General features: G+C 51.8%; 20 protein-coding genes. 15 read left to right on the top strand and 5 right to left on the bottom strand.

All coding sequences use genetic code 11. The features are described from left to right. The first annotated feature begins 44 nt into the window (after positions 1–44). The 8 genes from pqqC (at position 45) to SD196_RS09335 (ending at position 6,540) form a co-directional block, all read left to right on the top strand. Complete coding sequence (gene pqqC, locus SD196_RS09370) at positions 45–794, top strand: pyrroloquinoline-quinone synthase PqqC (protein WP_416311311.1); 750 nt, start codon at positions 45–47, stop codon at positions 792–794. Next, positions 794–1,072, top strand: coding sequence for a pyrroloquinoline quinone biosynthesis peptide chaperone PqqD (gene pqqD, locus SD196_RS09365; protein ID WP_259754690.1), 279 nt, complete (start codon positions 794–796; stop codon positions 1,070–1,072). The genes pqqC and pqqD overlap by 1 nt, the downstream gene beginning before the upstream one ends. After that, the gene (gene pqqE / locus SD196_RS09360) at positions 1,044–2,192 is read left to right on the top strand and encodes a pyrroloquinoline quinone biosynthesis protein PqqE (RefSeq protein WP_416311310.1); all 1,149 of its coding nucleotides are present in this window, start codon (positions 1,044–1,046) and stop codon (positions 2,190–2,192) included. The genes pqqD and pqqE overlap by 29 nt, the downstream gene beginning before the upstream one ends. Before the next feature lie 284 nt (positions 2,193–2,476). After that, complete coding sequence (gene hxsD / locus SD196_RS09355) at positions 2,477–2,782, top strand: His-Xaa-Ser system protein HxsD (RefSeq protein WP_416311309.1); 306 nt, start codon at positions 2,477–2,479, stop codon at positions 2,780–2,782. Beyond that, on the top strand, positions 2,779–4,266 hold the full coding sequence (hxsB, locus tag SD196_RS09350; protein WP_416311308.1) for a His-Xaa-Ser system radical SAM maturase HxsB: 1,488 nt from the start codon (positions 2,779–2,781) through the stop codon (positions 4,264–4,266). The genes hxsD and hxsB overlap by 4 nt, the downstream gene beginning before the upstream one ends. A 3-nt stretch (positions 4,267–4,269) precedes the next feature. Beyond that, entirely contained in the window at positions 4,270–5,499 is a 1,230-nt protein-coding gene (hxsC, locus tag SD196_RS09345; RefSeq protein ID WP_416311307.1) for a His-Xaa-Ser system radical SAM maturase HxsC, read from the top strand. Continuing rightward, entirely contained in the window at positions 5,496–6,146 is a 651-nt protein-coding gene (gene hxsA, locus SD196_RS09340) for a His-Xaa-Ser repeat protein HxsA (RefSeq protein ID WP_416311306.1), read from the top strand. Before hxsC ends, hxsA begins: the two co-directional genes overlap by 4 nt. A 25-nt stretch (positions 6,147–6,171) precedes the next feature. Further along, positions 6,172–6,540 (top strand): molecular chaperone DnaJ, encoded by a 369-nt coding sequence (locus tag SD196_RS09335; protein ID WP_416311305.1) that lies wholly within the window; start codon positions 6,172–6,174, stop codon positions 6,538–6,540. A gap of 38 nt (positions 6,541–6,578) precedes the next feature. On the opposite strand, the gene SD196_RS09330 is transcribed toward SD196_RS09335, so the two are convergent. The 3 genes from SD196_RS09330 to SD196_RS09320 form a co-directional block, all read right to left on the bottom strand. After that, complete coding sequence (locus SD196_RS09330; RefSeq protein WP_416311304.1) at positions 6,579–6,950, bottom strand: histone-like nucleoid-structuring protein, MvaT/MvaU family; 372 nt, start codon at positions 6,948–6,950, stop codon at positions 6,579–6,581. 110 nt (positions 6,951–7,060) lie between these two features. Beyond that, complete coding sequence (locus tag SD196_RS09325) at positions 7,061–8,383, bottom strand: type II toxin-antitoxin system HipA family toxin (RefSeq protein WP_416311303.1); 1,323 nt, start codon at positions 8,381–8,383, stop codon at positions 7,061–7,063. 21 nt (positions 8,384–8,404) lie between these two features. Continuing rightward, positions 8,405–8,899 (bottom strand): HAD domain-containing protein, encoded by a 495-nt coding sequence (locus SD196_RS09320; RefSeq protein ID WP_416311302.1) that lies wholly within the window; start codon positions 8,897–8,899, stop codon positions 8,405–8,407. 152 nt (positions 8,900–9,051) lie between these two features. On the opposite strand from SD196_RS09320, the gene SD196_RS09315 reads away from it, so the two are divergent. Continuing rightward, complete coding sequence (locus SD196_RS09315; RefSeq protein ID WP_416311301.1) at positions 9,052–9,537, top strand: antitoxin Xre/MbcA/ParS toxin-binding domain-containing protein; 486 nt, start codon at positions 9,052–9,054, stop codon at positions 9,535–9,537. 34 nt (positions 9,538–9,571) lie between these two features. Here the strand turns inward: SD196_RS09315 and SD196_RS09310 are convergent, their stop codons facing one another. Continuing rightward, positions 9,572–10,489 carry a site-specific integrase gene (locus tag SD196_RS09310; RefSeq protein ID WP_416311300.1) on the bottom strand — a complete coding sequence of 306 codons (918 nt, stop codon included), beginning with the start codon at positions 10,487–10,489 and terminating at the stop codon, positions 9,572–9,574. Positions 10,490–10,677: 188 nt separating this feature from the next. Here SD196_RS09310 and SD196_RS09305 point away from each other — a divergent pair, with 188 nt between their 5' ends. After that, the gene (locus tag SD196_RS09305) at positions 10,678–11,592 is read left to right on the top strand and encodes a DNA-binding protein (RefSeq protein WP_416311299.1); all 915 of its coding nucleotides are present in this window, start codon (positions 10,678–10,680) and stop codon (positions 11,590–11,592) included. Positions 11,593–11,646: 54 nt separating this feature from the next. On the opposite strand, the gene SD196_RS09300 is transcribed toward SD196_RS09305, so the two are convergent. Continuing rightward, on the bottom strand, positions 11,647–12,564 hold the full coding sequence (locus tag SD196_RS09300) for a hypothetical protein (protein WP_416311298.1): 918 nt from the start codon (positions 12,562–12,564) through the stop codon (positions 11,647–11,649). Between the two features lie 300 nt (positions 12,565–12,864). Between SD196_RS09300 and SD196_RS09295 the strand changes: the two genes are divergently transcribed. The 5 genes from SD196_RS09295 to SD196_RS09275 all read left to right on the top strand — a co-directional run bounded on the left by SD196_RS09295 (position 12,865) and on the right by SD196_RS09275 (position 19,367). Further along, positions 12,865–13,488: a TnsA endonuclease N-terminal domain-containing protein gene (locus SD196_RS09295; protein WP_416311297.1), complete on the top strand. Its 624-nt coding sequence runs from the start codon at positions 12,865–12,867 to the stop codon at positions 13,486–13,488. Beyond that, positions 13,485–15,404 carry a hypothetical protein gene (locus tag SD196_RS09290; RefSeq protein WP_416311296.1) on the top strand — a complete coding sequence of 640 codons (1,920 nt, stop codon included), beginning with the start codon at positions 13,485–13,487 and terminating at the stop codon, positions 15,402–15,404. The genes SD196_RS09295 and SD196_RS09290 overlap by 4 nt, the downstream gene beginning before the upstream one ends. Next, positions 15,391–16,332 carry a TniB family NTP-binding protein gene (locus tag SD196_RS09285; protein ID WP_416311295.1) on the top strand — a complete coding sequence of 314 codons (942 nt, stop codon included), beginning with the start codon at positions 15,391–15,393 and terminating at the stop codon, positions 16,330–16,332. The genes SD196_RS09290 and SD196_RS09285 overlap by 14 nt, the downstream gene beginning before the upstream one ends. Continuing rightward, positions 16,332–18,284 carry a TniQ family protein gene (locus SD196_RS09280; protein ID WP_416311294.1) on the top strand — a complete coding sequence of 651 codons (1,953 nt, stop codon included), beginning with the start codon at positions 16,332–16,334 and terminating at the stop codon, positions 18,282–18,284. Before SD196_RS09285 ends, SD196_RS09280 begins: the two co-directional genes overlap by 1 nt. A gap of 363 nt (positions 18,285–18,647) precedes the next feature. Next, the gene (locus SD196_RS09275; protein ID WP_416311293.1) at positions 18,648–19,367 is read left to right on the top strand and encodes a cyclodeaminase/cyclohydrolase family protein; all 720 of its coding nucleotides are present in this window, start codon (positions 18,648–18,650) and stop codon (positions 19,365–19,367) included. The last annotated feature ends 81 nt before the right edge of the window (positions 19,368–19,448 follow it).

The following is a 19,448-nucleotide window of genomic DNA, read 5'->3' as shown; positions in this document are numbered from 1 at the left end:
CAGAAATTAGCTCCAGTGCGCACTTCCCCTTAGAGGACCTAAGCATGAGCCAGTCAGCCATGACTCCTGCCGAATTCGAGCAGGCCCTGCGCGCGAAGGGCGCCTGCTACCACATCTTCCACCCGTACCACGTGGCCATGTACGAAGGCCGCGCGACCCGCGAGCAGATCCAGGGCTGGGTGGCGAACCGCTTCTACTATCAGGTGAACATTCCGCTGAAAGACGCGGCGATCCTCGCCAACTGCCCGGACCGCGAGGTGCGCCGCGAATGGCTGCAGCGCCTCCTCGACCACGACGGCGCACCCGGCGAGGAGGGCGGCATCGAGGCCTGGCTGCGCCTGGCCGAATCCGTGGGGCTGGACCGCGAGCAGGTGCTGTCCCAGGAGCTGGTGCTGCCCGGCGTGCGCTTCGCGGTGGACGCCTACGTCAACTTCGCCCGCCGCGCCAGTTGGCAGGAAGCCGCCAGCAGCTCGCTGACCGAGCTGTTCGCCCCGCAGATCCACCAGTCGCGCCTGGACAGCTGGCCGCAGCACTACCCGTGGATCGACGCCAGCGGCTACGACTACTTCCGCAAGCGCCTGTCCCAGGCGCGCCGCGATGTCGAGCACGGCCTGCGCATCACCCTGGAGCACTACCGCACGCGCGAGGCCCAGGAGCGCATGCTCCAGATCCTGCAATTCAAGCTCGACGTGCTCTGGAGCATGCTCGACGCGATGAGCATGGCCTATGAACTGAAGCGCCCGCCGTACCACACGGTGACGAGCGAGCGCGTATGGCACAGGGGGTTGCTGTGATGAGTCTGCCTTCGCTGGACAGCGTGCCGGCCCTGCGCCGGGGCTTCCGCCTGCAATTCGAGCCGGCCCAGGGCTGCCACGTGCTGCTCTACCCGGAAGGGATGGTGAAGCTCAACGAGAGCGCCGGGGCGATCCTCGGCCGCGTCGACGGGCAGGCTGACGTCGCCGGCATCATCGACGGCCTGCGCGCCGAGTTCCCCGGCGTGCCGGGCATCGACGAAGACATCCTGGCATTCCTCGAGGTGGCCCATGCGCAATTCTGGATCGAGCTGCGCTGAGGCGCCGGTGGGCCCGCCGCTCTGGCTGCTGGCCGAGCTGACCTACCGTTGCCCGCTGCAGTGCCCGTACTGCTCCAACCCGCTGGACTTCGCCAGGGGCGGCGAGGAGCTGAGCACCGCGCAGTGGATCGAGGTGTTCCGCCAGGCCCGCGAGATGGGCGCGGCGCAGCTGGGCTTTTCCGGCGGCGAGCCGCTGGTGCGCCAGGACCTCGCCGAGCTGATCGCCGCCGCCCGCGGGCTGGGCTTCTACACCAACCTGATCACCTCCGGCATCGGCCTCAACGAGCAGCGCCTGAAGGAGTTCGCCGACGCCGGGCTCGACCATATCCAGATCAGCTTCCAGGCCGCCGACGAGGAGGTGAACAACCTGCTCGCCGGCTCGCGCAAGGCCTTCGCCCAGAAGCTCGCCATGGCCCGCGCGGTGAAGGCCCACGGATATCCGATGGTGCTGAACTTCGTCACCCACCGGCACAACATCGACAGCATCGACCGTATCATCGAGCTGTGCATCGAGCTGGAGGCCGACTTCGTCGAGCTCGCCACCTGCCAGTTCTATGGCTGGGCCGAGCTGAACCGTGCCGGGCTGCTGCCGACCCGCGAGCAATTGCAGCGCGCCGAGCGGATCACCGCGCAATACCGCGAGCGCCTGGCTGCCGAAGGCACCCCGTGCAAGCTGATCTTCGTCGTGCCCGACTATTACGAGGAGCGCCCCAAGGCCTGCATGGGCGGTTGGGGCAGCGTGTTCCTCGACGTCACCCCGGACGGCACCGCGCTACCGTGCCACAGCGCGCGGCAACTGCCGGTGAAATTCCCCAATGTGCGCGATCACAGCCTGCAGCACATCTGGTACGAATCGTTCGGCTTCAACCGCTTCCGCGGCGACGCCTGGATGCCCGAGCCGTGCCGTTCCTGCGACGAGAAGGAGCGCGACTTCGGCGGCTGCCGCTGCCAGGCCTTCCTGCTCACCGGCGACGCCGAGGCCACCGACCCGGTGTGCGCCAAGTCGACACACCACAGCGTGATCCTCGAGGCACGTCAGCAGGCCGAGAATGCCGCGCTAGCCTTAGACTCACTGCAATATCGCAACGAAAACGCTTCACGGATCATATGCAGGATATAGGTAGTACCGTGCATTCTGACCAGAAGTTTCGAGCGTGCTGCGCCCAATCGCCGAGCCTTATAGTTGCAAGTCCCATGGCGGCGTGCTGAGGATCCAGCGGACGGAAGCATACTGTCTCAACACATCCCAGCTTACACAGAGCTCAGGCTGTCGAGTTCATGGGAGGGTCAAGAGATAGCTACCTATATGCCCCATGGCGAAGCGCTCCCACTGCTTGATGGCCTTCCGCCACAAAACACGGCAAACTCCCTGACAAAGCATCGGGAATTCAGGGACAGAAGCCCATGACATGGCAGGTCGTTTTGCAGCTGGACGAGCAGGCGTACTCGTCCGGCGTTATACAAAGAGCAGCCTATAGCGTTGCCAGAGATCTTGTTGCTGAGGTCCAGCAGCAGGGACAGCGCACTACCCTGGTAGTCACTCCGAATCCACTCTCCGCTAACGCCGCCACACTCTCCGTCGATCGGGTTAAAGCTCTGCTGCTCCAGCAGCTGAATGATTTCGCTTTGCGTGAGCGAATCCAACAGGAGACTGCCGGCATCAGAGAAGCACTGATTCGCACGGCGCTGATCGGCTGCAGCTCTGAATGAGCGCGGTCATCATCAAAGACAGTAGCTATCGGCTGTTGCCCTTCAGATTCATGCGCATGCAGGGCGACTGCCCACAGGACGTGTTGATCATCAGTGATGCTGGGGAGCACCTGTCCATAACGAATGCACAACTGCATGATCTCTTGGACAAGCGCCTGCAGCGAGGCACCGCACTCTACAAGGACCTACTGGCGCGGCACTTCATCTACGAACCTGGCAAGCACGATCCACTGCCAGAGATGGCCGCGCAATTCCGGAGCCGCAAGGACTTCCTTCTGCAGGGGCCAGCCTTGCATCTGTTTGTCGTTACCTTGCGCTGCAATCACACCTGCCAGTACTGCCAGGTCTCGCGCGCTCCGCTTGCCGGCGACGGCCACGACCTGACTGCACAAGATGCAATGGATGCAGTAGATCGGCTGTTTGAGTCCACCTCTCCCACTCTCACCGTCGAATTCCAGGGGGGCGAGCCGTTGCTCGCCTTTGATCGCATACGCCAGATCGTCGAGCGTGTTGTCGAGCGAAACGAGACAGAACAACGCGACATTCAGTTCGTCATCACCAGCACATTGCATCATCTGACTGATGAAGTCCTGGATTTTGCCCACAAGCACCGCATCCAGTTTTCCACTTCCCTGGACGGACCTGCCGAGCTCCATAACGCCAATCGCCCCACTCCTACTCGCGACTCCTACGAACGGACCCTGGAAGGCATTCGCCGCGTTCGGATTAAGTTGGGCCATGGCGCGGTATCGGCACTCACGACGCTCACCGCCAGGAGCCTGGAGCAACCGCGAGCGATCATCGATGAGTATGTACGGCAAGGGTTCTCCAGTATTTCACTCCGACCACTAAGTCCTTATGGTTTCGCCTCCAAAAGCGCGCAGCGTCTCGATTACCCGATGGAGCGCTACGTTCTCTTCTACCAGGAAGCTCTCGCCTATCTCCTGGAGTTGAACCAGCAAGGTATCCACCTTTCCGAGAGCTACACCGCGCTGCTGCTGAACAACATTCTGACGCCCTTCTCGTCCGGATACGTCGATTTGCGCTCCCCCATGGGCGCAGGGACCGGTGCCCTCGTTTACAACTACGACGGCTATGTTTACCCCTCCGACGAAGCCCGAATGCTTGTTGAAATGGGCGAAGACGGGTTGCGGTTGGGTAGTGTCCGGCAACCGTTGCGCGAGTTGTTGAATGCGCCCGTGATGCATCTACTGCTCGAGGCCGGCATCGCAGAAGCCTTGCCGGGCTGTAGCGATTGCGCGCTGGTTCCGTATTGCGGCGCAGACCCTGTTGAACACTTCGCCCGCCAGGGGGATCCGATTGGTCATCGCGCCTTCAGCAGTTTCTGCGAGAAGAATATGGGACTGCTTCAACACCTGCTCCGCCTGCTGCGAGATGGTGACGATGGCGTCCAGCGTGTTCTGCTCTCCTGGCTGACGCGTCGCTCAGTCGCTGACATCTCCCATGTGGGTTACAGGGGGTAGCTGATGCTGCGCAGAGAGACTCAATTCGACATCCAGAATCTTGCCGCCCCGCGCTTGCTGAAGGTAATCACTGTCAGCGAGTTCATCGAGAAAGGCACAGCCGCCTGTGCTGGTCCTGCAACGCTTCAGGACCTGGCTCTCTGGTTCGAGTCGCACGAGCTACTGCAACATCCGAACCTGGGCACGCTTCCAATGGGCGCGTTTCTGTGCCCCTCCGATGACGCACCAGAGTTACCCGGTACGGCAGTGCAACTGCATGCGCCAAAAGATCCCAATGTTGTCCGCCCCGGCGACGTCATTGCACTCACGCCCGCTAGCAATCTGGTGCGCGTGCTGTATCGGAGGGGCGCAAATTCCAACCTGCTATTCATCACCGATCGCTGCAACAGTCTGTGCCTCATGTGCTCGCAACCACCAAAGGATGTCGATGACCGCTGGCACATCGAGGAGAACCTACGCCTGATAGATCTGATGGACCCGGGAGAAGAGCACCTCGGCATCAGCGGCGGCGAGCCGACGCTCTATCGCCAAGGGCTGCTGGAGATTCTCACCAAGTGCATGTCAGTTCTGCCAGAGAAGTCGATCCATCTACTCAGCAACGGCAGGCTCTTGAGCGATCCCAGTTGGATTTCCGAGCTGAAGCAGTTGGACCACCAAAAATTAAGCTGGGGAGTGCCTCTGTACGCTGACAATGCTGACGATCACGACCACCTGGTTCAGGCGCCCGGGGCGTTCAGCGAAACACTGACGGGACTGTACAACCTCGCCCGGGCCAATCAGATCGTGGAAGTACGCGTAGTGCTGAATCGCCAGACCACGCCCAGGTTGCCCGAGTTGGCCCATTTCATATTCCGCAATCTTCCCTTCGCCCGTCATGTGGCCTTGATGGGTATCGAAAGTACTGGCCTGGCGAAAAAGCATTATGAGCAACTCTGGATAGATCCGCTGGATTACCAGGAGCAGCTCGGCCAGTCGGTTTTTTTCCTGCACAACCGAGGCGTGCCGATTTCGATCTACAACCTGCCCTTGTGCGTGTTGCCCGCACATCTATGGGGCTTTGCTCGAAAAAGCATTTCCGACTGGAAGAATCTGTTCATCGATGCGTGCCAAAACTGCGCCGCCGCTAGCCAATGTGCAGGCTTCTTCAAATCCCATACCGACCGTTGGCAGAGCCGCGGTATTCGTCCGCTATCCACGGAAGAACTCAGTACCTACGCAAGGAGCACCTCATGAGTCTGCTCGATCGCTGGAAAATTCTGATCGGCCATATCACGCTTCTGCCGGTCGCCGGCACGGCTTTCGCGCAAGCAAACCAACTGCCGCTTGCCGATGCCTCCTGGGAACCACGCAGCGATGCGCTACCTCCCGTGTTCATGAACACGCTCAACGCCCCCGACGCCGTGAATATCTACGCCGCGCACCGCTCGCACAGTTCTCATCGATCCCACAGCTCGCATAGCTCTCACTACAGCGGATCGGGTGGCTACAGTGCTCCGCGCTATTACAGCCCTCCGGCCGCTCCTACGCCGAGTTACACACCGAACACCTACTACAGTGCCCCGAGCAGGTCGAGTGATAGCGGAGGCACCAGCCCTATCAGGCGATCAGGGAACAGCTTCAGCAACTATTCTGTCGCCCCCAGTACGGACACCATGACCGGGACAGCTCCGGCGCGCCCAGCAGCAAGCGAGCTTTCAAATCTTGTACTCCGTGTGCAAACCGCACTGATGGTGCGCAAATACTACGAAGGATCAATCGACGGGATCCTGGGCAAGACGACGCGCGGCGCGCTGATGTCGTTCCAAATGGACAGCGGGCTGCAGATCAATGGGCGAATGGATACGCCGACGCTGAATGCGTTAGGAATCCGCATTCCCTGACCCGTAGTGAGAGAAGAAAATGACGATGCATGACATCAAGTCGAATTTGTACCCATGCGCCCACTGCGAAGGCAGTGGAACCTGTCGCAACGGAGAGCAACAGCTGTCCTGTGCTGTATGCATCAAAGAGAACGAACTGAAGGGAAATAGCTTCGCAGGCTTGCCCTGTATGGTGTGCGGCGGGATTGGCCAGGCTGAGCCGAAGACAGAACGTATCAACAAGCGTATTCCCGCGCTTGTCGGGTTCATTGTCATCTTTATGTTACTGGGAGGAGTGCTGCTTTGTGGCGCACTCCAAAGCCGATACTTCAGCGAAGTTTTAGCATTTGCAGGACCACTGATCGGTAGTGTTCTGGCTTACTACTACTCGACTCAGCGCCATTCAACGAACTAGCGCCGTACGCGGCGCTATTCTCAACAGGCTTAAGCGCTTCAGGCGCTGAGCCAAGACTCCACAGTGTCGTTGCCGTGTTCGGCCTTCCAAGCCTTAAGTACCTTATGGTTGCCACCTTTGGTTTCGACAGTTTCACCAGTATGGGGATTCTTGTAGACCTTGACGGCGCGCGCGCGGCGGCCAGGCAGGCTAGCGAGCGAGCTACGGCGGCCGGCGTCCTTCACTGAGTCAGGATCCAGGATAGCAACGACTTCGCGCAGAGATTTCCCGTACTGGCCCATCAGGACCTTGAGCTTTTCTTCAAACTCAATCTCTTTCTTGAGCGCACCGTCATTCTTCAAAGACTCCAGATGAGCCAACTGCTCGGCTAGAGCTTTCTCCGCCGCACGGAATTCAGCAAGTTTTGACAATTTCTTTTTCCTCACGAGAGATTACCATGAAACCCAGCTTACCGCGTGCTGCATAACTTTCCAACACTCCTCAATGTAAAAATTCGACTCTCGCCCAAATGATCAGCGAATCACGACTGGCGCAGGTCCCATTCAGCTAATCGTCTATCAAGGCACCTGAGCGGAATCACGGGTGAATTTTTTACTTCTAAAGGGAGATCAATCAAAAGATCAGGTAGCGCTCTAAATTGCTCAGCAGCCGCTCTAAGTCGCTCGAAAAACGCATCCGGTTCGATGTGCCCCTTCAATCCTCGACAGATGTCAGACCAATCCAGTCTGCCTACGCGTTCCGACTCCCACTTAGTCATGCGAGTGACGCCCTGGGGATCCAGCACCATTGGCGCGAGATCGTATATAGGAGCCAAGCGCAAAACTCCTTGCGCTCTAAGGATCGCGGAGTTCCTTCCATGATTGTCTGAATTTCCGAGAATTCGATTCAACAAATCACGCTGAAGATACTCGAAAATCAACTCTTCAATATCCAAGGATTGGCCATTATACGTCCAAATCTCAATTAATTTTTGGAGGACATTCTCATGCTTAAGACTTGCTCCACGCGTGGACTCATCGCAAATTGAGTAGAATGACTCAACCGGAATCCTCTCTACGCCACTCTCGACGACTCTCCGGTCAAAACGTGGCAACCAAAGACTCGGCTGGACAAACTCTTCAAGGGTCATTCCATCAATAGATATTGTATTTAAGCCTATTCGCGATACAGCCTTATAATAACAATACTCCGCGCGCAATATATTTTTATCGCGCTCGGTGGCACGCCCCCTCGGAAACTTAACCAGCCAATGCCTTCTGGCCATGCAATCAGGAAGCTGTGCATCAGCGTAAAAGGCGCCATCTGGGCCTTCTACAACAGCCAGCTTCGGAGCATCGCCTTGCGCACTCATTGCCCCGACTAAGAGATACCGCCCTCTTGTTACGGAGTCAGAAAATATACTGACGCCTCTATTAATTTCTTCGCGGGAATACGGTTCTAGTTGCACCACTCTACATTCATTTACAGAACTCTTAACGCGCAAATGTCCTATAGGAGACGGAGTACATCGGCTAAGAAGGAAAAAATCCAAACTCACCCCGCGAGGTTTACTATCGGCATAGATCCTCCCGAGATAATCGCGCGCAGCACCTCCCGGAATAATATCGTACAAAAACGAAAACAACCCATTAGTCAGATAACAAACCTCAGAGAGTGGGATGTTTACACTAACAGCAGACTCCAAAGGAAATGTTTTTTCCTCGAAAAACTTATAGAGATACTCGTGCAGATAAACTGCGCTACAGGAGCATTGTCTCCCCGCCAGATGATCCGAGACGCTTATAAGTAAAGCATCATGCCATTCCCCGGCCACGTACGTCTGAATTACGAGTCTCGCAGGCATACATTCCTCATTCGTTAGGTTCTACATTTCCTTCAATTTCCGATCGAGTTCATCAAGCAAACCACGCTGCGAAATCCCATGAGCGGGATCACACCGGAGCAAGTGAGTTTCAGCCTCGGGAGGCCATCCAAGTGAATCATCATCTATGGCGAGCCATGACGAAAGCTGTGATCTTGCAACGTAACGGGCGATCTGCCCGTACCGAGTGCGCGAGTCCCATCCACTCTCGCCAGCCAACCCCTTAGACATCTGGCTGTGCCAGGTCGCGCCAATAACTCTTGCCTGAATTGCAATGGGCAAGAAGCTGAGGGCTCGGCGAAATCCCAGCCTACGAACCCAGCTAGTACTCAAAACGACACGCACCGAAGGAAAGTCATCGAGAAGATCAGTGAGTAATGGGGCCCACATAAATAGCTCGCCATCAGTCCTGAGGACTGGCCCTCTCTTAGTCAAATAGACTTCGTCAGGGTGAAGTACACCATCGTAATCTAGGAAAAGTATCTTCGCGAAGTTCATATCGTGCCTGCTACAGAGCGGGACCAACCTTTGGTCGGCCAGCAGCTCCAAAGCTAAGGGTTGCGCCATACTCTGATCTTGTCAAATGGTATGACGCTCCCGTACACGACAGGGAACTCGGTAAAATAATACAGCACTCAATAGACGATAGAATGTTGTTATACAATATAGAGAGCAAGACACGGAAATCCCTAGACCACCCTTCACTCTCAAAGAAAGAGGAGGACGAGCTATGCCAAATTCTATCAAAATCCCCTCTTATACTAACGGGAGATATCTCAACCTATTTCCTTTCATGCAAAGGACTAAAACGAAAAAACGCAAGAACCTTGATATCACAGAACACGCTTCTCAAGAGTACCGCCGCACTTAGATCAATATTATGCCTTAAGAGAAACCATCTAAAAAAACCGCGAGGCAGAATAAGCCAAAAACAAAGCTGTAAACTAATATTATTTTTACAGACCTTTGCAAACGCTCATGAGGCCCTCGGTTCAAAAGCATTAGCTGAGGAATGGCTTACACATCCCGTCATTGCTTTGTGCAATCAAAAGCCTATTGACCTGCTAATCAACGAAATCGGACATCAAGCAGTAAACATCGTGTTATTGAGGATAAAGCATGGAGTTTACACATAGCACTATTTAATATCTGAATACGCTTGGAGGCGCCCTACAAAAACCCGACAAAGTCACCACCAGAATCTATATATCGCATTGCAGACTTCGGATCACGCCAACCAACATAAGACATTAACGACTTGAGATCCCAACCAGCGCTAGTCGCCCAAGTGGCAAATCCTCGTCGAAGGGAATGGCTGCTGTAAAGCGATGCATCCAAACCTGCACGATAAAATACCGAGCGCAACAATGGAATAATACTATTGGGGTGCATCGACTTATCACCGACATGCCCCCAGCGATCTATCGGTCTAAAAACAGCGCCTTCTTTCAAGTTAGCCAATTCAACCCATTCAATATATGCCTGCACAGGGCACAGCCTAACCAAGGCCGGAGTTCTATATGTGGCGCCAATATTCTCCCTATCACTTTTCCCAGACCCAATAAATACCTGCATCCCCTCCCCCCTCGCTACCATTATGTTCTCTACACGGACATTACAAAGATCATCACTCCTAAAGGCACGCCAAAATCCGATCAACAGCAAGGCTCGGTCTCGGATATCTCGCAGATATCTTCCTGGTTCTTCCTGATAGTTGATCGAAAGCAAATCACTCTGCAACCAATTTACACACACTTCCAGCTCGGTAACCTGAAGCGGTCTTGCTTGCTTTTCCAACCGCGGATGAAGAGCCCTTATGCCACGCAGCACTTGCCGGACAAGAGGTGACTTAGTCGGATCATTAAAACCTTGATTCAGGTGCCACTGCGCAAGCGCTGCTAACCGTAATCGAAGAGTATTACTCGATAGAGAATCGCCGTAGTCTGCAAGATATCGGGCGATCGAGTCACTCGTCGCAGGCAAGACCCCACCCCATTCCATTTCAAAGTGTTCGACTGCAGATCGGTAGCTTCTCTGCGTATTTGGACGGATACCAGCTTGCCGGTACCGCTCAAGCGAATCGTACATAGGCCACCTCCCGCAACATACGGCTATCTGTAACTCATTTTCGCCCCAAAACCCGAAAACAGAAAGTCACATTAGATAACTCCCCATTATCAAATGCGACCTCGTCGGACACAGGAAGATTTTGCGAGCGAAATTACCATGTAACTTCCATACTCTGTAATACAGTACGAAATCGTCGGAGCAAAGCAATGGCGCGCGGCGGCATCAACAAAGCGGTGGTTAAAATTGCAAGAAATAAGCTTATCGCGCGAGGTAATAAGCCGACGATTGATGCCGTACGCGTTGAACTAGGCAACACCGGTTCTAAAACCACCATTCAAAGATATTTAAAAGAATTAGCGGAGCACGAGCCAAGTACGCCACCGGCGTTAAGCGAAGAAATATCAATACTTATATGTCAAATCTCAGAGCGTATACGTGAAGAAGCAGAATATGCCGTCGCAAATGAGCGTGAGGATTTAACTAGAAGGCAGTTGGAGTACCGTGCAGAACAGAAACTTTCTCAAGAAAGAATTCGGCATCTAGAAGAAATGAATGAAAACTTGGCTACCCAACTACAAGCATTGCTTTTGGGCGAAGAGAGCCTCAAAGAACAGATGCAGAAAATTGAGGCCGAGCGAGATCGTTTAGCCTGCATCGAAAGCAGCTTGAGAGCGATATCTTCTGAACGAGAAAACCAAATACAATCACTCGAAGAGAAGAACAGGCATAGCCGTGACGTGCTGGCTCACTATCGAGAGAGTGTGGAAAGACAGCGCACAGAGGACATACGCAAGAACGAAGGAGAATACCAACAGTTTCACCTTCAAATCCGTCAACTTCAACAAGCAAACTATTCTCTCCATGCTCAGATTGAACAGCTAAGCAGAGACAACGAGCGTCTCCTTCTCGAAGCACGCCAAAACTCCAAAGAACTGCGCATTAAAGAAGGAGAAATTGATAAGGCAAAAAATGAAAAGCAAGAATTGGTAAGGCTCAACGAAAAAGAAACCAACCAACTCAAACAAACAATACAAAAAAATACCGCAGAAAAGGCGATGTACCTAGAGCGAATAAAAAAACTCTCAACCAAATATAGAACCATTCTACGAATAAACAAATAATATATATTTTAGAGCCCAGAAATGGCAGACTGAATAAAACCACTTATAATCCGCCTATAGAGATCGAAAAATCCGACTTCCGCCGAGCTTCCTTAACAGCAAATCATCAACTCCCATATCAACTTCGGTGCATTTTGATTTTTCTCGTGAAAAGCTTTTTCGATAGCGATCAGATATTGGCAAACCTAAGAAGATTGAGACAAATAATCCTAATCTCTCACTGGCACTCAATCCGCGCACAGCACTCCATAAAAAAAACAATCCTTCCTCAAAGCTGTTTACGCGCCCTGTCGCATGCAATTTATCCGCAGCTCGTGAGACAGCACAAACTGTTTCGTTGAGGTCCGGCCAGTCGACAGGCCATCTGTCTATGGCATCAACGCGGAACTTCTTTGCTCGATATAAGCTATCTATGACCTCAAAAACTTTCTCACTGACCAAGTAAAACGGCCTTTGTGCAAAAACCAAGCACACATAAGATGTAAAATTGCGCGCAACCCAATAACGATACAAATCATACTCAGGCGATTCGCTACGAAGTATGAGAATCAAAAAGGCAAGACGCGACCAATGCGGTGCCCCACATACCAATGCCATAGTAGTATTAACCCGCCCTGGATCTAACGCCAAGGGAGAACCATTAATTCGGATAGTAGATGCGCAGCGACTTATGAATACAGGGTCAATAGTTTGATTCAAGCTCAGCCATAACGGAGACTCAAGTATTTCCTTCAATTTGGGAAATTCTGCCGTCATTAACTTTTGTGCATCATAATTTGGTAGCGCACCTTTCGCGCGCGCGCCCCATTTTCGATTAGGCCCACGGCAGTCTAGCTCCGGGTACTTATACTCCCACGCTTCGCGAACCGCCTGACATATATTAGGCACACCGAGCTCATCGGCCAAGCTATACCAAAAGAGCATACCTCTAATCTGGTTTACTTGCTTATCGCTGCGAATTCTGTAGCGCATCCATCGTGTCCTCACTCTCATCCGGACATACTGCGAAATTTTATTCTATTGAAAACGACGCAATAGAGCGGATCATCCGACGATCGCAAACAATTTCACGCAGAGACAAGAGGCAACCCTTGGTAGCAAACTTCACGAAACACTGATGCAACTAAGATAGTTACGTTATCCGTAACAAAACTCCTAGAGCTATCAGGCATGATTAGAGGTCGTTAATTGCTCAAAGGAATAAGGAAAATGGCGGCTCAGAAAATGTATTGAAACTCAGTCGGGGAATTGTGCTGCGCAGCGGAGGCGGATATGACTATTGCAGCGGCTAGAAATGTGGCTCGATATCATTATGGCAAGAATGTCGTGCTTTTCCCATCACGCAAGAATAACTGCCAAGTTATTTGCGAAAGCATGCTGGAGGCGGATTACTGCATACTGCTTGAGTACGACACACAGGTATTGAAGTACCAAAGCCAACCCGAGACGTTGACTCTCATTGATTTCGGAGAAAAACTTATTTACACACCAGATTTTTCAGTCGAAGCCAATGAAGAACTCTTTTACGTTGAGGTAAAACCAGATAGATACGGGCTACCGCCTAAGTACCACCGAAAACTTAGAGCTGCAGAGCAATTACTACGAGATCGCGGAAGTACATTACGACTCCTAGATAGCAGTGATATTCGCACACATAATAAATTGTGCAATCTGAGAATTCTGTATTCACGATCGTTCAATACGAGTCCGGAAGAGTACACATACCTCGTCAGCCGAACGCAATTTTTGCAGAAGCACCTGACGCTCGCTGCGCTGTTGCAGCAATTACCAGCAGTAAGTTGTTCCGCCAAGTATCTGGCCATTTTTAATGGGATCTTTGGCGCGGATTTGAATCGCCCGTTAACGCAAGACACGGTTCTGGAGGTTCTATCATGATCAATTCAAATTCCCCAGTGGTCGGATCCCAGTACCTGCTGGAAAATACGACCTACGTCGTGACCTGCGTCCTAAATGACCAGATATCTCTGTGCTCCCTCACTGGATACCAGCGGCGGTATCTATCACGCGCTGAGTTTGCCGTGCTGCAGCATCAAGGCAGCATTATCAAAATGGCAGCAGCTCCTGGCGAGCTCAGCGACGCTTCTCGATTATTGCGCTCGGCAGCCGACCGGAAGAAATATGATTATCGGCGAGCTTATGTGGACGCTTATCTAGAGCAAAAAGAGCTGTCTGGCTGCTCGAGAAACCGTCTGTGTAAATTGATCGATGCAACAGCCGCTTCCCTGGGAGATCAGCACAAACCATCCTTCGCTACCGTATATCACTGGACCATGCGCTATCTGCGCAACAATCGCAATCCGTTGGCGTTGCTCCCCAACTATCCCCAAAACCGGCCGCGTCCCACTAAGCCCGCAGTAATCGAGCTGATGAAGCATTACATCAACGCGGTTTATTTGACCCGTGAACGCCCAACTATCCAGTACACCTACCGCTTGCTGAAAGGGCACATTCAAGCGGAAAACATAAAGCGTATGAAGGCAGAAGTTCCGCTGCTAAAAGCCCCTTCCTACGCCACGTTCTGGCGGCAGGTCCTGAACACCGATCGTTACCTCACTGCGCGCATGCGCGAGGGAAACAGAGCAGCGCATAAGACGTTCAAACACGGTCGAGCCCTACATGTCGATGACGACCTATACGCCACCGTGCAATTCGATGCGAAAACTATGGATGTGGAGATCGTTGATCAAACGGGCAAGCTGCTCGGACGTCCTGTACTGGTTGCGGGCATCAATCCTGCCACACGTGAATGCGTCGCTTGGCATATGGCTATTGGCGCACCCTGCGCCGAGTTTGTCGTCTCCGCCCTCGTTCGTGCCATACGAGGAGAAGAAGACGACCCCAACAGCGGCGGAAAGATGCGCAACTGTGATCTGGACAATGGCTCGGAGAATGTTAACGACTGGCTCCAAAACATCGCTGGAACTCTTGGTATTTCCTTGCGCTACGTCCCCCCTGGTCAACCAGACGCGAAAGCCTTTGTCGAGAGGTTCTTCCGAACCGTTGACCTGGGGCTGGTGCATATGTTGCCCGGCACCACCAAGGGGTCGCCAGCTAAGCTCGGCGATTACAAGTCGCGACAACACGCCTGTCTCACTCTCGAGCAGCTAAGGGCGGCATTTGCCAAGTGGTTAAAGATTTACCACAACAGCTACCACGAGGAGTTGTTCATGTCGCCCCACCAAAAACGGATGGAACTCCTCGCCAAATCGCCACCGCCGGAGCGTTACAGCCAATCAGACCTCGAGCAGCTGACCCGCAGTATTTGTTATCGCCGCCTGACCAACGGCCGCGTAAAGCTTTTTTGGCTCTCGTGGACCGGACCCGGCGTGGCCGAAATAGCCGCACGCTTGGGCAAGAAACAAACTGCCATCGTTTATTATGACCCTTGCGACCTCTCCGTGGTATGGGTAGCCCATCGCCAAACTCCTAAGGAGATAATTCCAGCATATGCAACCCGGCCTACGTATCAGCATGAACTGACGTTGAGCGTACACCTCAACGTCATGCGAGAGATAAATGACGGCAGACGCAACTTCAAAGACAGCGAGGCCTTGAAACTGCGCCTAGAACTGTTCGAAGACATTCAGGAGATCAAAAGGCAAGCCACAAAGCGCTCTGCAAAGCAACGCAGCAATAGAGCCCGCGCGTCCGGAAAGAGTCAAATGTCGTCGCGCCCCTACATACACTCCGAAGAAGCCATTAAGCAACCGGTTTCGGTTTCTCTAAGCATCATCGAGTCAGCGAAGTTCGACACATTTAATGTGGAGGACATCTGCCATGAGGAGCCCTGATAGATCAGACATTCTCGCCAGATTCTCTTCATTCACCGTTGCCCATCCTGAGTTTAAAGGTGCAGTGGAGATCATCAATGAGTCCATCGAAACAACGCGGGATCGCCGTGAACCCAGTTCAGTACTGCTGCTCGGAGATGCTGGCACTGGAAAAACACGAATTTGTGACATTTTGACAGCCCGTTTCGGCGGCTCACGCGTTGCACATAACGATGGTGGAGTTTCAACTATGCAGCCGGTTATAAGTTGCGTAGTCCCACCTCGCGCGACAATCAAAGGGCTTGTAGATAATATCTTGAAGGAGTTGGGGTCACACAGGAACAATCACCCACTTAGTACTCTGGAAAGTCGGCTGTTCACTTTATTGGCAACTTGCGACACGAAGATCATAATCCTGGATGAGTGGCAGCATCTGATCTCAAGGGGAGCCGAGCCTACGCGCAATGCTGTGTGCGATTGGGTTAAAGTATTGATCAATACGTTTAAAGGAACCGTTATCCTCTCCGGCACTCGAAAAAGTGAAATGATAGTAGATGACGACGAGCAGTTAGCCGGCAGGTTTCCTTTCCGGGCCTACCTGCACAATTTCTCGCTACGTACACCGGAAGATGTAAATATCTTCGCCACACTGGTGGCAGCTTTCTCCCAAGAAATTAGCAAAGTTATGCCATTTGATGAGATCCCTGTGCTCTGCGACGAAAAGCTTTTGCTCGCACTTTATATATTCAGCACCGGCAACCTTCGTATTCTAAGACTACTATTGCATTCTGCATTAAAGCGTGCACTGGAAAGAAATGATCGAAACTTTACATCTGAAGATCTAGCCTATTCTGCGACGCGAATTCATTACTCTCGAAGTCTGACGAAGAAAAATCCTTTCGAACTCTCATTGTCAGATCTGCAGAAAATAATTTATGGAGCAAAATAATGGAAACACTTCCATACATCGCCATCCCCCAGAACGAGGAAAGCTTTGCCAGTACAATCCTACGACTAGCGCAGAAAAATGGCTACGTGAGCGTCGGCCAGTTCCTCATGGCATTTCGGCTAGGTAATGGCGGGATAGCTAAAAATCAATTGGTGGGATCACCATTATATAAGTTGCTAATGGAGCAGCCCGCGCTGAGCAGCGAGAATCGACGCTCTCTCAAAGCCATATTCAATATTAGGCCTATGTATTATCGTACAGACGCATTCAAAATTAACGGTATCCTAATACCTGCTTACCTGCTGCGCCAAGATCTGGCCATTTGTCCGGAGTGCCTGAAAGATGGCCACTTACACTACATGCACTCGTATGTTTTCTGCGACATTTGCCCAAAGCACAAGCAGTATTACTATCTGAAGTGCCCAACCTGTAACGCACCCTTTTGTTGGCGCCAACTAAAAGGCTTCTCCTGCCCGTGCGGTCAGGACTTGCGTCAACTTAGGGCCCAGCCAGCGGATAATTACTCAACGATGCTTGTCGTACAAGCAATCCAGCAGGCCGATGATACATATATGAAAAATCTCTACGCTGCGATAAATTCGACCCGATACCTGCAAAGTTCTGTGTGTCGTCATACATTACTGACTGACTGTCAGAATATCGCAACCGGAGACAAAGGCTATTTCTTTAGTTACATCCGAAAACAGCAAAAACTATATCCCTGTCTACATCGTCGAGCGATCTTGGCACCATGGCTTATGTCGGACAACACTCAATTGCGCGCCCACGCCATCGAGTATTTTTTTGCCGCAACTCAACAGAGACCAACTTTCCACGCGCAGGCATGTAACTGCAGTCAACTATTACTTAGCCCTGATGAAATTAGATTCTCCTTTAACATTGATAAAACCTCGAAGAAAGGCATTCGCACCCAAAAGCCCTCCACCGGTTCCGCTGCTTTTCTATATCATGTAGAAGACCTGTGTCGTTCGCTATCGGATAGCCTAAAAATTACCTGGGAAGATGCTGACTGTCTGCCTTATCCGTGTAACGCGAATAGACTCATGAACGCTACGGAGGTAGCGCATGCGTTAAACACGAGCAAGAAAACTATTCAACGTCTTCACCACTTTGGCCTTCTCAAGGGTGAGCGATTTAACAGAAAAATAGGTGTACTGATCCCTTGCAGCGAGGTTGAGAATTTCCAACGCACCTATGTGCTCAATCGTGAAATATCTAAGAACCTTGGCATCAAACCCAAGACGGCTCAACGGCTATTAACATCCGTCGGCATCCATGAAATTCGCAATGCGATTTTCAACTCCTCACTGATTGCCTACCCTAAGAATTGCATCCACCCCGAACTTCTTTCATTTCTCACAACCCCTAGAAGCAGTGAAGATCCAAAGAAACTATCTAACTCCTTAGGGGTAACATTTAGCGAGGCTGCCAACAAGCTTAGCTTGGAACTAAAAGATATTCCCACTCTAATTAACATGGGTATTTTAATAACTGCTCCGGCCACAAGAAAAACTGGAATTCCAGGCCGTGATTTCTGCACCCGTAAAAGCCTGCACCAAGCGCTTCGCTGGAGGCGCCGGCTTCTCACATTTTCGGAAGTTGCAAAAATATCCGGTTGCTCAGCAAAAATGATCCACTGCCGTTTTGTATCCTCCAATTTTATTAAGGAAATCAAATTATCAGCCACCTCACTAATGAGCCGTCTAGATGCCGAAAAGGTAAAAAACCACTTTAGCATTTACACCACTGAAAAAACGGCCAGATCAGAATACTGGTTGAGCCCGCGAAGCATTGAGCAGCAAATAGCTAAAAACAAAATCCACCCATTGCCTCACAGCCATAAAGACTACCTCCAAGGGCAAACTACATTTACGAGAGAGGAAATCAACGCTATTTATAGACCATCCCAAAGAACCAATAAGAAACAATAATAACTACGATTGATACCAAATCACGTCTATCACCTGCCCCTCCTTTTCCAGCCAAACAAGCCCTTTTAGCCTATGGATGCGCACGCAGCTTCTTTTCAGCTGACTAACATCTAATCCAACTCTTCGTGCAAAGTTATGCGCCCAGTCCAGATCCTTATGAAATATTTTAGATCTAGCCAACCGCTAACCCACTGATAGCATTAAACATCTGGAAGCATTTCGTCTGAAAAGCCACGGTAGTAGCAAGACCGCAAGTCAAGACCATTAGAAACGCTTTATACCCAATACGGAATGTTGGGGCGGCGATAGAAAGATAAAAGCCCCGCCTCTGTGCGGGGCTTTTTATTGACAGGGAAATTAACAGTGCAACAAATAGAACTAAAAGACACTGAGCAGCAACTGCTAGAGCGTCCTACGAATCAACTACTGAATGACTTTGGCGCTGGACGAGCATCTCCAGGCTCTGGAAGCGCAGCTGCATTGCTGGGACTTCTTGCTGCAAAAATGATAAATACGGTTTGCGACATAAGCGCCAACAAAGCTGAATGCATAGATAACCATAAAGAATTTGGCTTCATCAAGAAGGCTGTACTTGAGCAAATCGAGCCTCGTTTGAAAGAGCTTTTTGAGCTAGACGCCAAAGACTTTGAAAGAGTAGTTGAGTTACGCGTCCTTCGAGACAAAAGCACGGACCCTAATGAGAAGAAAAGATTCTCAACAGAGTCTTCAGACCTTTTGGAGAAGGCGACTGACTACACTTTTGAGATTGCAGATATCTCATTAAGGCTTATGAGATTTGGAATCACCATGTTTGAGCATGGATGGAGTGCAATCAGAGGCGACTCAGGGGTTGCAATTAGCTCCGCGATGGCGAGCGTCATGTCATCCATTTTTATCACCAATCTAAACCTGAAGACATTGAAGAAAAGAAAGTACGCTTCGGACAACCTAAAAAAGCTCCAAGGATTACAGAGCAATCTGAACGAACTTCAAACAAAAGCGTTTAGCTGTGTTACTGCGATCAGCGCTGAATCTCTAGAGTCTATTCAGTTGGAGCTTGAAACAGAGAGTGCAGATAAGTGACATTCAAAGTTGCGCCCCTCAGCGAGTAGTCCAGACCTCCATTTGAGCTCGTGCCTACGCCAAAGCTGAAACTCATGTAGG

It is taken from the genome of Pseudomonas macauensis, from assembly GCF_047902425.1.
Taxonomy (GTDB): domain Bacteria; phylum Pseudomonadota; class Gammaproteobacteria; order Pseudomonadales; family Pseudomonadaceae; genus Pseudomonas.
Note: the sequence above shows the minus strand (reverse complement) of the source record. Positions and strands in the feature narration are given on the sequence as shown.